11 protein-coding genes are annotated in these 12,555 nt (G+C 73.0%); 6 read left to right on the forward strand and 5 right to left on the reverse strand.

Translation table 11 applies throughout. From position 1 onward, the window contains the following. Nucleotides 1-213: 213 nt before the first annotated feature. From IEZ11_RS45750 to IEZ11_RS45775, 6 genes are all read left to right on the forward strand, one after another. Nucleotides 214-1,557, forward strand: a complete 1,344-nt coding sequence (locus IEZ11_RS45750; RefSeq protein ID WP_189269009.1) for a CAP domain-containing protein — start codon at nucleotides 214-216, stop codon at nucleotides 1,555-1,557. A 56-nt stretch (nucleotides 1,558-1,613) separates the two neighbouring features. Beyond that, the gene (locus tag IEZ11_RS45755; protein WP_189269010.1) at nucleotides 1,614-2,291 is read left to right on the forward strand and encodes an AIM24 family protein; all 678 of its coding nucleotides are present in this window, start codon (nucleotides 1,614-1,616) and stop codon (nucleotides 2,289-2,291) included. Between the two features lie 134 nt (nucleotides 2,292-2,425). Beyond that, a complete protein-coding gene (locus tag IEZ11_RS45760; protein ID WP_189269033.1) occupies nucleotides 2,426-3,385 on the forward strand; it encodes a threonine/serine dehydratase family protein in 960 nt (319 codons plus the stop codon). 200 nt (nucleotides 3,386-3,585) lie between these two features. Further along, complete coding sequence (locus IEZ11_RS45765) at nucleotides 3,586-5,208, forward strand: serine/threonine protein kinase (protein ID WP_189269011.1); 1,623 nt, start codon at nucleotides 3,586-3,588, stop codon at nucleotides 5,206-5,208. Nucleotides 5,209-5,329: 121 nt separating this feature from the next. Then, on the forward strand, nucleotides 5,330-6,367 hold the full coding sequence (locus IEZ11_RS45770; protein WP_189269012.1) for a hypothetical protein: 1,038 nt from the start codon (nucleotides 5,330-5,332) through the stop codon (nucleotides 6,365-6,367). 84 nt (nucleotides 6,368-6,451) lie between these two features. Then, a complete protein-coding gene (locus IEZ11_RS45775) occupies nucleotides 6,452-6,877 on the forward strand; it encodes an SsgA family sporulation/cell division regulator (protein WP_189269013.1) in 426 nt (141 codons plus the stop codon). A 33-nt stretch (nucleotides 6,878-6,910) separates the two neighbouring features. On the opposite strand, the gene IEZ11_RS45780 is transcribed toward IEZ11_RS45775, so the two are convergent. The 5 genes from IEZ11_RS45780 to IEZ11_RS45800 form a co-directional block, all read right to left on the reverse strand. Continuing rightward, nucleotides 6,911-7,396, reverse strand: coding sequence for a DUF6328 family protein (locus IEZ11_RS45780; protein WP_189269014.1), 486 nt, complete (start codon nucleotides 7,394-7,396; stop codon nucleotides 6,911-6,913). A 96-nt stretch (nucleotides 7,397-7,492) separates the two neighbouring features. Next, the gene (locus tag IEZ11_RS45785) at nucleotides 7,493-8,476 is read right to left on the reverse strand and encodes an aldo/keto reductase (protein WP_189269015.1); all 984 of its coding nucleotides are present in this window, start codon (nucleotides 8,474-8,476) and stop codon (nucleotides 7,493-7,495) included. A 486-nt stretch (nucleotides 8,477-8,962) separates the two neighbouring features. Further along, the gene (locus tag IEZ11_RS45790; protein WP_229713765.1) at nucleotides 8,963-9,571 is read right to left on the reverse strand and encodes a TetR/AcrR family transcriptional regulator; all 609 of its coding nucleotides are present in this window, start codon (nucleotides 9,569-9,571) and stop codon (nucleotides 8,963-8,965) included. A 5-nt stretch (nucleotides 9,572-9,576) separates the two neighbouring features. After that, nucleotides 9,577-11,070 carry an MFS transporter gene (locus IEZ11_RS45795; RefSeq protein ID WP_189269017.1) on the reverse strand — a complete coding sequence of 498 codons (1,494 nt, stop codon included), beginning with the start codon at nucleotides 11,068-11,070 and terminating at the stop codon, nucleotides 9,577-9,579. 95 nt (nucleotides 11,071-11,165) lie between these two features. Beyond that, a complete protein-coding gene (locus tag IEZ11_RS45800; protein ID WP_189269018.1) occupies nucleotides 11,166-12,356 on the reverse strand; it encodes an FAD-dependent monooxygenase in 1,191 nt (396 codons plus the stop codon). Nucleotides 12,357-12,555 lie beyond the last annotated feature (199 nt).

The following is a 12,555-nucleotide window of genomic DNA, read 5'->3' on the forward strand; positions in this document are numbered from 1 at the left end:
CAGACAGGCCGCTGCCGCAGCGGGGGCAACTCCCGCCGCGGGCCGAAGGACGTCGCCCGCCTACGGCGATGCCGCAGGCGGGCGTGGACGACCCCGCGTCCGCGGCCCGACACACCGCACAGCCCCGGGAACCTCGTGCCCGGGCCGGACGTTCAACCGGCGACTCCCCCACCGGGCGCGACGTCCGGCCCCTGACCTCGTGGAGGCGGCGAGATGAGCGAGCTGGTCCCCGGGGGCAACCTGCCCCTTCCGGACGGCGCGCTGACGCTGCGGGTGCCGGGTCCCTTCGACGTGTCGGCCCTGATCACCGACGAGAGCGGCAGGGTGGGCGGCGACGCCGACTTCGTGTTCTTCAACCAGCCGGACGCACCGGGCGTCCGGCTGCGCGGTGACCGGCTGACCGTGGAACCGGCCCTGCTGCGGGCCGGTGCCCAGCGCGTCACCCTCACGGTCACCGCCGCCGAGCCCGGCACCCCGCTCGGCCGGCTGCCCGCCGCCACCCTGCACGTGACCGACCGCCTCGGCCGCACGGTGGCCCGCTTCGCACCGCCGCGCCCGCAGACGGAGACCCTGCTGCTGCTCTCCGAGATATACCGCCGGGGCACCGGCTGGAAGCTGCGCGCGATCGGCCAGGGATACGCGGACGGGCTGGCCGGGATCGCCCGGGACTTCGGGGTCGACGTGGTCGAGGACCGGCAGCCCGCCGACGGCTTCCGTGCCACCATCCCGGCCCAGCGCACGGCGGCCTCGCCGGCCCGCCCCTCGACGGCCGCGCTGCCCGATCCGGACGGACTGCTGGGCCAGGTCAACGCCGCCCGCGCCCGGGCCGGCCGCCCGCCGGTGGCCCCGGACGCCCGGCTGGCCTCGGCCGCCCGCGCACACGCCGGAGCGATGGCCGAGGCCGGCCGGCTGGCCACCGAGAGCGGCGACGGCGTCTCCGTCCACCAGCGGATCAGCGACACCGGATTCGCCTATGTCACGGTCGGCGAGCACCTCGTCTCCGGCCCCCGCACGCCGGCCGAGTTCGTCGACTACTGCCTGCGCACCGAGGACGCCCGGCGCACCCTGCTCGACCCGGCGTTCACCCACGCCGGACTCGCCCACGTCCGGGGCCCGCGGGACGGGGACACCTACTGGACCGCCCTGTGGGCGAGACCCCTCACCCAGGCCGAACTGACCCGCACCCGTGCCGAGGTGGTCGACCTCACCAACCGGGAGCGGACCCGGAGCGGGCTGCGGCCGCTCGCGGTGGATCCGCAGCTGGCCGCCGCCGCACAGGCGTACAGCACGGACATGGCGACCCGCGACTTCTACGCGCACACCTCCCCCGAGGGCACCCAGCCCTGGGACCGGGCCGCCGCCGCGGGCTCGCGGCGGCGCACCATCGGCGAGAACATCGCCTGCGGGCAGCGGTCCGCGGCGGAGGTGGTGGACGGTTGGATGAACAGCCCGGGCCACCGGGCCAACATCCTCAAAGCGGACTTCACCCACATAGGCATCGGCTTCGCCGGCGGCGGCCGGGCGGGCACCTACTGGACCCAGCTGTTCGGTGCCTGAACCGATACCGTCCGTGATCTTGGCGGAACGGGTGCCTCCGGGACACCATGCCCGGCATGAAGGGTGATCTCTTTTCAAGTCAGCACATGGTGGCACCGGCGCTAGAGCCGGGCCTGACGGTCGAGAACGCGAAGTGCCTCAGGTACGCGGTCAACGGCGAGATGCACGCCCGCCAGGGCGCGATGATCGCGCACCGCGGCAGTCTGAAGTTCGAACGCAAGGGCCAGGGCGTGGGCGGAATGCTCAAGCGGGCGGTCACCGGCGAGGGGCTGCCGCTGATGTCCGTCCAGGGCCAGGGCGAGGCCTGGTTCGCGCACGAGGCGCAGAACTGTTTCATCGTGGAGATAGAACCGGGCGACCAGTTCACGGTGAACGGCCGCAACGTCCTGTGCTTCGACGCCACGCTGGCGTACGAGATCAGGACGGTGAAGGGCTCCGGCATCGCCGGCGGCGGCCTGTTCAACAGCGTGTTCTCCGGACACGGCAAGCTCGGTCTGATCTGTGACGGCAACCCGCTGGTGATCCCGGTCTCGCCGCAGGCCCCGGTGTACGTCGACACGGACGCGGTGGTGGGCTGGACCACGCATCTGCAGACCTCGCTGCACCGCTCGCAGTCCATCGGGTCGATGCTGCGCGGCGGTTCGGGCGAAACGGTCCAGCTGATGCTCCAGGGCGAGGGGTACGTCGTGGTCCGGCCGAGCGAGGCGACCCCGCAGAAGGCACAGCAGCACTGACACCCGGCCGCCCTGGTCCCGCTGGTCCGGCCGCCCCGGCCGGTCCGGGTTGACCAGGGCGGTCCGGCCGGGTGAGGGTGCGGACGGCGCGGACCGTCGCCCCCGCGCCGGAAAGGTGAACGGCCTTGAACGGCATCATCGGCATCTCCGACATCGAAGCCGCGGCCCGGCTGATCGCCGGACACGTCGTACGCACCCCCACCCTGGCGAGCACCGGCCTGTCGGAGCTGCTCGGCGTCCCGGTCACCGCCAAGCTCGAACTCCTCCAGCGCACCGGCTCCTTCAAGGCGCGCGGTGCCACCGCGAAGCTGCTGTCGCTGAGCGAGGCCGAGCGGGCGGCCGGCGTGGTGGCCGTCAGCGGCGGCAACCACGGCATCGCCCTCGCGGTGATGGCCGCGGCCCTCGATGTGAAGGCGACGGTGGTGATGCCCCGGACGGCACCCGCCCGGTCGATCGCGCTGGTCGAGGCGGCCGGCGCGTCGGTGCGCCGCACCGGCGGCATGGACTCGGCGTTCGCGTTGGTGCCCCGGCTGCGGGACGAGGGGCTCACCCTGGTCCACCCCTTCGACGACCCGGTGGTGATCGCCGGACAGGGCACGGCGGGCCTGGAGCTCGCCGAGGACGCGGACGACCTCACCGACGTGCTCGTCAGCATCGGCGGCGGGGGCCTGATCGCGGGCGTCGCGGCGGCCCTGCGGGCCCGTCGCCCCGGGGTGCGGGTGTGGGGCGTGGAGACGGCGGGCGCGCAGGCCATGTCCGAGGCGCTCGCGGCGGGCGGTCCGCTGCCGGTCGAGGTGTCGTCGATCGTGACGACGCTCAGCGCGCCGTCCGTGTCCCGGCTGACGTACGACCATGCCGCGGCGCTGGTGGAGGAGGTGCTGGTGGTGCCGGACCGGGAGGCCGTGCGGGGCAGTCTGGAGTTCGCCGAGCACGCCAAGGTGTGGGCCGAGCCGGCCGCCGGCTGTCTGCTGCCCGCGGCCCGGCAGGTGCGGGAGCGGGTCGGCGACGGGGCGCGGATCGGGCTCGTGGTGTGCGGGGGCAATGTGACGCACCGGGAGATCGCGGAGTGGACCGAGCGCTTCGGACTCGGCTGACCAGCTCACCGCACCCGGGCTTTTACCGTCGGTTACCCGCAGGTCGTGGCCCGGTCATACATTGTTTTCCACAAGTTCCCAGCTGGTGCCGCCAGTTGAATAAAAGGCAAGAAGGGTACCCGAGTTGCAGATTCTTTGAACAAACCCGGGAGCGTCCCCCGTACTTCTGGTCAATGACGAGGCAGGGGTTTCAGCGAGGGATGACGATGGTCAAGGCGCATGTCTCCGCACAAGAGTTGGTCGCCGGAAGGTACCGGCTCCTCGAAGTCGCCGACCGCGAGCCGAACCGCATCAGCTGGTACGCGGAGGACGTGCAGGCCGAGCGACCGCGCCTGGTGACCCAGGTCGCGTTTCCCGAGCCGCCCACCGCGGACACCGTGCGCCGGACCACCGCCCGCATCCTGCGCTCCTCCGAGGTGATGAGCGCGCTGCGGCCCGGCCGGGTCGCGATGGTGATCGACGCCTTCGAGGAGGCGGGCACGCTCTGGACGGTGACGGAGCTGATCGACGGCACCCCGCTCAGCGAACTGCTCGCCCAGGAGCCCGCGTTCAACTGCGTACGGGCCGCCCGCATCGGGCTGGAGGTGCTGGACGTCCTGGAGGCCGCGCACGCCGACGGCTACACGCACGGCGAGCTCAGCCCCGGCCAGATCTTCGTCCGTGACCGGGGCCCGGTCGTCGTCACCGGGTTCGGCCTGGCCGGCGCGACGCTGGCGCCCCGGGTCACCGCGCCGTCGTACGCCTCGCCGGAGCAGGCCCGGGACGAGCGCATCGGTCCCTCGGCCGACCTGTGGGCGCTCGGCGCGATCCTCTACACGATGGTCGAGGGGCGGCCGCCGTTCCGGGACCGGGGCAAGGCCGAAGCCACCCTGAAGGGCGTGGACCGGCTGCCGTTGCGCACCCCGCTGCGGGCCGGCCCGCTGACCCAGGTGATACAGGGGCTGCTGCGGAAGAACTCGCGCGAACGGCTGAGCCGGACGGTGGTACGTCAGGCGCTGACACGTGTCCTGGACGAGGATCCGGAGGCGGTGGTCGAGTCCGCCCCCGTCTCCCGGCTGCGCGGTGCCTATGTGGCCGCCCGCGCCTCGGGGTGGAGCAGGACCACCATGATCGGCGGGACCGCGCTGGCCGTGGTGACCGTGTCGGTCGCGGTGCTGGCCGCCACCCAGGGTCTGCCGGGCGCCTCCTCGGCGGGCTCGGCCCCGAGCGCCTCCGCCACGGCCGGCGACCCGGCCAACCGTACGGACGGCAACACCCCCAGCTCCTCCCCGTCCCGGACGACGCCCTCCTCCCCCGCTCCGTCGCGCTCCGCCTCCGCGTCCCCCTCGACGGCGGCCACGGCCACCGCGGGTGCCCTGCCGGCCGGTTTCCGCCGTTACACCGCCCCGGAGGGGTTCTCGGTGGCGCTCCCGAAGGGCTGGAAGCGCCTCGACACCCAGCGGGACGACGTCGCCTACCGGATCACCTTCGGCCCCGGCGGCGACGACCTGCGCACCCTGGCCGTCACCTACAGCACTCAGGCGGGCCCGGACCCGGTCGCGATCTGGCGGGACGAGGTGGAGCCGGGACTGGAGAAGCTGGACGGCTACCAGCTGGTCGGCGAGATCAAGGCGACCACCTACCAGGGGCACAAGGCGGCCGACATGGAGTGGCTCTCCGGTACCGGCGCCGACCGGGTGCACACCTTCGGCCGCGGCTTCCTGCTCGGGGGCGGCCGCAGCTTCTCCCTGCGGATCACGGCACCGGCCGCCGCCTGGGACGACGCCGCCGACCAGCTCGCCATGAAGACCTTCCTGGAGACGTTCCGCTCCACGGCGGGCTGACGCGCCGGGTGCCGTGCGACGCGCTCCGCCGGTGATCGACGGTGTGGCAAACCATGGCCAATGGGTCGATAGGCTGCCCGTCGGTACCCATGCAGTCCGGCAGCCTTCAGGAGTGTCCTCCGTGACCCTAGCGATCGACCCGTCCCAGACGTCCAGCGCGTCCCCGGCTCCCCTGTCCGACCTGGTGGCGCGGGACGCGCGCGAGTTCGGCGCGTATGTGCGCACCGGAGGCTGGACGTTCGGGCTGATGGTGGCCCGCAGCGTGCGGCCGGGAGGACAGGGCGCGGACGAGACGCCGAAGGTCTCGGCGAAGGAGTTCGCCGAACTGGCCGGCTGCTCCGCGGATCGTGTCATGCGCTACTACAAGGCCTGGGACAAGGCCGCGGACGACGGTGTGGTCCCGCACTTCGAGGCCCTCGCGCCGGGCCAGGAGGTGGAACTCCCGGACTCCGACGTCTGGTCGGAGTACTACGTCTCCCGCAACAGCGCCACCTCCGAACGCGGCACCGCCATCGCGGAGGCCGCCGAGGCCGAGGGCATCCGGCCCACCAAGGCCCTGGAGGTCGCCGAGAACCCCACCGCGCTGCGCGCCGCGATCCTCGCCGACCCGTCCACCGCCCGCGCCGCCCGCTCGGCCCTTCTCGACCGCATCAAGGAGGACCCGGACCTGCAGACCGTGCTGGCCAGGGACGTGGTTCGGACCGCCGACCTGAAGAAGGCCGTCGCCACCGAGAGCCGCTCGGCCGACCGCATCGGCTACGTCCGGCAGATCGCCGAGTCCGGCCAGATCAAGACCCCGGCCGGGCAGACCGTCGACGCACCGGCCGGGCTGCGCCAGGAGGCCGAGCGCCATCTGTCGCTCCTCGACGAACTGGACGAGGACGAGGACACCGGCGACTGGGCGACCGAGGCCTTCGACACCATGAAGAACCTGGTCGTGGAGGCGGTGGAGGCCGACCCCGAACTGCGGGTCCAGGAGCGGCGCACCAGGTTCTACAACAGCCTCCAGAAGGCGACCAGGGCGTTCGACGAGCTGACCTTCGACGACGCCCAGGACTTCTACGAGGACGACATGGTCCAGCGTCTGGAGGACCTCCAGCAAGCCATCGGCTCCTGCCTGACCGCACTGCGCGGCGCCAGGGGCACGCAGGACGCGTAGGGCAATTCCGCTCAGGATTGAGCGTTTTTGCCGTGAGAGGGGTACTAGAGGGCACCAAGCCGATCGTTCTCGGAGGCCACTCGCGTGAACCCCATCGTGCACAGGACCCTGGTCGTACAGCTCCGGGCGGACGGGACGGGTCGCTGTCCCGTCCTCGCCCATCTGTCGTACGACGCCGGTGACCCGTTCGCCGTCACCGCGGTGTTCACCCTGGACGGCCGGGTGCTCGCCCGGTGGCGGCTGGACCGCGAGATGCTGAACGACGGGCTGAGAGAGCCGGTCGGAGTCGGGGACGTACGACTGCGTCCCGTACGGCAGGGGCGCTGGAGGGAAGTGCGTATGGATTTCCTCGGCGACCCCCTGCCCAGCGGTACCCGCCATCACGCGGTGGTGTTCGCCTGGGCGCCGTCGCTGGCGTCCTTCCTGAGCGACACCTACATGGCGGTGCCGCCCGGCCGGGAGGAGTTCCCCGTGGACGACGTACTCGCGGAGATCCTCGCCACCGGCTGAGCAGCCGTACTCGCGCGGGCCCCCGGAGGTGGCTCAGCGGGTGGTGTGACGGTGCCGGGACCACAGCGGCAGGCCGTACCAGCACATCAGGTACCAGACGACGACGGCCACCACCACCCAGGTCACCGGGCCGCCGTCGGTGGCCACCCGGAGGATCAGCACCAGGGCGGCGGTCATGGTGACCAGCAGCAGGAACAGACCGACCGAGGTCAGCCGGGACGCCACCCGCACCGCCTGCGGCTTCACCTTGCGGCCCGCGACCAGCCGGTGCAGGGAGACCGGGCCGATGAGGGCGCCGGTGGCGGACGCGCCCAGGATCACGGTGATGACGTAGATCGTCTTGTCCGTGTCGGACAGTTCGGCGTACTTCTGCTGGAAGACGACGGTGAGCAGGAAGCCGAACAGGATCTGCACACCGGTCTGGGCGACGCGCACTTCCTGTATGAGCTCGCCCCACATCCGGTCGGCGCGCTCCTCCTCCGTCTCGTCGCGCCCGGTCCGCCGCTCCTGGTCGGTCATGGACCACGGGTAACCGGCGGGCGGTCCTTCAAACAGCGCGGACAGGCGGCCGGGCCGGGCGGCGGCAGGGCGCCGCTCCCCCGGCCCGCACCGCTGCTACCAGCGGCTCTCCACCTGGTCCTTGATCCGGCGGTCGTACAGGTCACGGACGGCCGTGGCCGTCCGCGCCGACAGCTCCGGGAGCTTCGCGGCGGCCGCGTTGGCGCGGGCCTGCTCCGGGTTGCGGGCGCCCGGGATCACCGTGGTCACACCGGGCTGGTCGATGATCCAGCGCAGGGCGAGCTGGGCCGGGGTGTACCCCTCGGGGGCGAGGGCGGCGAACTCTGCGGCGGCCTCGACGCCCGTCGCGTAGTCCACCCCGGAGAAGGTCTCGCCCTGGTCGAAGGCCTCGCCGTGCCGGTTGTAGGTGCGGTGGTCGTCGGCCGCGAAGACGGTGTCCTTGGTGTACTTGCCGGACAGCAGCCCGGAGGCGAGCGGCACGCGCGCGATGATGCCGACGCCGGCCTCCCGGGCGGCCGGGAGCACCTGGTGCAGCGGCTTCATGCGGAACGGGTTGAGGATGATCTGCACACTGGCCACACCCGGGCGGGCGATCGCGGTGAGCGCCTCCGCGCAGGTCTCGACGCTGACGCCGTAGGCCGCGATGCGCTCCTCCGCCACCAGGGTGTCCAGGGCGTCGTACACCGCGTCGGAGGAGTAGACCGGGGTCGGCGGGCAGTGCAGCTGCACCAGGTCCAGGCGGTCCACGCCGAGGTTGCGGCGCGACCGGTCGTTCCACGCGCGGAAGTTGTCCAGGACGTAGTTCTCCGGGATCTGGTCGACCCGGCGGCCCATCTTGGTGGCCACCAGGACATGCAGGTCCGGCCGGCCGCGCAGGAAGGCGGCGATGGTCTGCTCGCTGCGCCCGTCGCCGTACACGTCGGCGGTGTCGAAGAACGTCACCCCCGACTCCGCCGCCGTCTCCAGGACGGCGAGCGCCTCCTTGTCGTCCACCTCGCCCCAGTCGGCGCCGAGCTGCCATGTGCCGAGGCCGACGACCGATGCCCGCTGTCCCGACCTGCCGATTACGCGTTCGTCCATGGCGCCAGTCTGTCATCCGCCACCGACAACGCTGTCATGGACCGGTGCACCGCTGCCCACCGGTACGTACTTCTCTCGCGCCGGTGACTGCGGCGGACGGGGATCCGGGGTGCGCCGGACGGCTTCCTTCCCGCAGACGGCCGGAGCCCTCGGGGCTTCCCGCGGTCCGCCGCCGCGTTCGCCTCCGCTCCACCTGCCGCCGGCCGCGGATCCCGCGGTGACCGCCGCCGAGCCGCCCGGCTTCCCGGCGGAGGCCGTGCCGTACCGCTGCGCCCCACGCGACCGGGTGGGCGTGATCACCGCGGCCGGGCCGTGGGCGTGCGCCCCGGTCGCTGGTCCGGCCAGGATTCCGCTGCCCGGCGTCGAGCCGGGATGGGTGGTCTCCCGACGGCCCGGGCCGGGGACGGCCACCGGCCGCCGGCCGCCCCACGCCGGTCCGCCGAGGTGCTGCCGGCGACGCCGGAGCCCGGCCGGGGCCGGGGCGGGCTAGGGCCGGGGGGTCAGCTGGGCCTGGACGGCGGGGCCGTAGCGGGCGGCGATGTCGCCGATGTCGGCCGCGGCGGAGTCGCGCAGCCGTGGGCCGCGGGCGATGCCGTACATCACGCCCAGGCCGATGAGCTGGGCGACGGCGAGCTCGGCGCGCAGGCCAGGGTGGGGTCCGCTGAGCCGGGCGGCGAGGGCGTCGACCACGTGGGCGCGGAAGTTGGCGCGCAGCACGTCCCCGTGGTCGCCGTGCAGGGGTGCGAAGGCGATCCGCAGCAGCGGGTCGGCGCCGCGGTCGCGCTGGCTCTCCAGGACGTGCCGGACCATGTGCCGGCCGAGGTCCTCCAGGGGGGCGTCCAGCAGGGCGGCCGCGTCGGTGTCGAAGGACATGACACGGGCGAACAGGCTGTCCTTGTTGCCGAAGTACTTGAGGATCAACGGCGCGCTGACCCCGGCGCGTTCGGCGACGTCCTTGAGGGTGATGTCGGCGTGCGCGTGCCGGGCGAGGAGGTACCGGGCGGCCCTGAGGATGGCCGCCTTGGTCGCCTCGGCGTCCCGGCGGGCGGGCGCGGGGTCGGGCTCGGCGGGGGTGCCGGCGGATCGGGTGGTCACGGAGGTCATGCTCCCTCCAGTGCGTCGTCCCGCGCACTCCCGGCCCGGTCCCGGGCGCGGGGGGTGTCGCCCGGAGTGCTGTCGCCGGGTATGGAGAGAGCGGCGGCGCCGGCCGCCAGGGCGACGGCGCAGGCCATCGCGAAGGCCAGCAGGTAGCCGTGCAGGGTGGCGACCGGGGCGCCGCCGACGAGGCTGGTGTGGTGGGTGAGGACCGCGGCCACGGCGGCGCTGGAGGTGGCCTGGCCGATGGTGCGCATGAGGACGTTGACGCCGTTGGCGGAGGCGGTCTGGCTCGCCGGGACGGCCCGCAGGATCAGCGTGGGCAGCGCGGAGTAGGCGAGGGTGGTGCCGGTGGCGACGACGGTGGCGCCCAGGATGATCATCCAGAGGTCGCGGCTGTCGGCGATGCGGACCAGGTATCCGCAGGCGATGACGGCGGCGCCGAGGGCGAGGGTGATGCGCGGGCCCCGAGTGGCGGAGATCCGGGCGGAGACCGGGGAGAACAGCAGCATGGTGACGCCGCCGGGGAGCAGGCAGAGACCGGTGGCCACGATGGACAGACCCAGGCCGTACCCGGTGGCCTTCGGGGCCTGCACCAGCTGGGCGGTGACGAGGGAGTTGGTGTAGAAGGCGAACCCGGTCAGCAGGGCGGCGACATGGGAGAGGCCGACCCGGGGCCGGGTCACGAGGTGCAGGTCGACCAGGGGTTCGTCGGTCCGCAGCTGCTGCCACCACCACAGGGCCAGCACGAGGACGGCGGCGCCGAACAGGGCGAGAACACGCGGGCTGCCCCAGCCCCACTGGCCGCCCTGGGAGACGCCGAGCAGCAGACAGGTCAGTCCGGCGGCCAGTCCGAGGGCACCGAGGACGTCGAACCGGCCGGGCTGGCGCACCGGCGACTCCCGCACCGCCCACCAGACGGCCGCGACCCCGACCGCGCCGAGGAGGCCGGTCAGCCAGAACATGGTGTGCCAGTCGTAGTACTGCACGACCAGGGCGGCCAGCGGCAGGCCCAGGGCGGCGCCGATGCCGACGGTGGAACTCATCAGCGCCACCGCCGATCCCCGGCGCTCGGGCGGGAGTTCGTCGCGCAGGATGCTGATCGACAGCGGCACGACGGAGGCGGCGGCGCCCTGGAAGGCGCGGGCGACGATGAGCACCGCGATGTCCGAGGACAGGGCGCACATCACGGAGCCGACCGTCATCAGCGCGAGGGCCCCGGTGAGGACCCGCCGCTTGCCGTACATGTCGCCGGCCCGGCCGAGCACCGGCGTGAGGACGGCCCCGGCGAGCAGGGTCGCGGTGACCATCCAGGAGACGGCGCCCGCCGAGGAGTGGGTGAGCCGGGGCAGGTCCGACAGAAGGGGCACGACCACCGTCTGCATGACGGCCATGAGGATCCCGCCGAAGGCCAGGACCGGGATGGTCAACCGCGCCCGCAGCGGGGGCGGTGCGGCGGCCGGTCCCGGGGAGCCGACTGTCGGGGCGGGCTGGTCCATCGGCACTCCTGCGGGCGACACGGAAAAGGAGGTGAATACGAATTCACCCTATCGAGTGAATGGCCTTTCACCAACATTCCGCGGCCGTACGCCGCCTACGACCGGACGTGCAGGGCGCGTGCCGCCCTCGGCCCGAGCCACCGCTTGAACCGGCGCAGCACCTCCAGCCGTCCGGCCGCCTTGTCGAGGCCGTAGTAGAGCTGCGGCGGGACGTACGGCAGCAGGGGCGAGTGCCGCTGGCCGAGCAGGGCGAACATGCGGTGCGGGGGCAGGCCGATGTAGCGGGGCAGGTTCTCGTACCACTGGGCGCTGAGGCGGGCGGCGCTCTGCGCGGAGACGATCTCGGCCTTGCGCCGGTGTTCGTAGGCGGCGAGCGCCTGGGGCAGGGCGGTGTGCTCGCGCAGGGCGTCGGCGAGGCACATCGCGTCCTCCAGGGCGAGGGTGGTGCCGGCGCCGATGGAGTAGTGGGTGGTGTGCGCGGCGTCGCCGAGCAGGACCAGGTTGCCGTGGTGCCAGGTGCGGTTGGTGAGGGTGCGGAAGGCCGGCCAGGCCGCCGAGGCGCCGCCGGTCAGCGGGCGGCCGTCGAGGATGCCGGCGAACAGCTTCTCCAGCACGGTCAGCCGGCCCGCCTCGTCCATGGCGTCGAGGCCCAGGCCGGTGAGGGTGTCCGGGGCGCACTCGATGACGCAGGTGCTGTGCCCGTCGTCGTACGGGTAGCCGTAGCACCAGACCCAGCCGTGCCCGGTCTCGGCGAAGGCGAAGGTGAAGGAGTCGAAGACCTGGGTGGTGCCGAGCCACACGTAGTGGTTGCGGCCCTCGGTGACCTCGGCGCCGAAGCGGTCGGCGTGGTGGGTGCGCAGGGTGCTGTGGATGCCGTCGGCGGCGACGACAAGATCGGCCTCGGGGAGGTTCTCGGGGGTGATCTCGTCCTCGAACTCCAGCCGTACGCCGAGGCCCCGGGCGCGTTCGGCGAGGATCTCCAGGAGGCGGTGGCGGCCGATGCCGTGGCCCGCGTCGCCGGGCTGCCGGGTCACCTGGTCGCGGACATGGGCGACGCCCTGGGTCCAGCGCACCGAGCTCTCCTCGATGGCCTGCGCCGACTCGGGGTCGTAGGTGTGGAGCCGGTCGAGCAGGGCGCGCCAGTAGGTGACGCCCCAGCCATAGGTGGAGCCCTCGGGGTTGCGTTCGTGGACGGTGATGTCGTGGGACGGGTTCTGCCGCTTGAGCAGGATCGCGAGATACAGGCCGGCGGGCCCGCCTCCGACACAGACGACCTTCACGCGCACACCCCTGGAATTCACCGAACGTGGTCAATTGGCACCGGAGGGTAGCAGCGCGAAGGCGCTCGGCCGGGTTCTCGAATCGCGCCAGTCTGGCGCCGTGAGCCACGCCACCCGGACGGCGGACGGCCGCGAAAGATCACCGGAAAGCCGCCCGCCCGAGCAAGGAATTCCCCGTTCCGGGTCCGGCGGTACCGCCGTCCCG

Origin of the sequence: Streptomyces fuscichromogenes, from assembly GCF_014645815.1 — a bacterium.
In the GTDB taxonomy this organism is placed as follows: Bacteria; Actinomycetota; Actinomycetes; order Streptomycetales; family Streptomycetaceae; genus Streptomyces; species Streptomyces fuscichromogenes.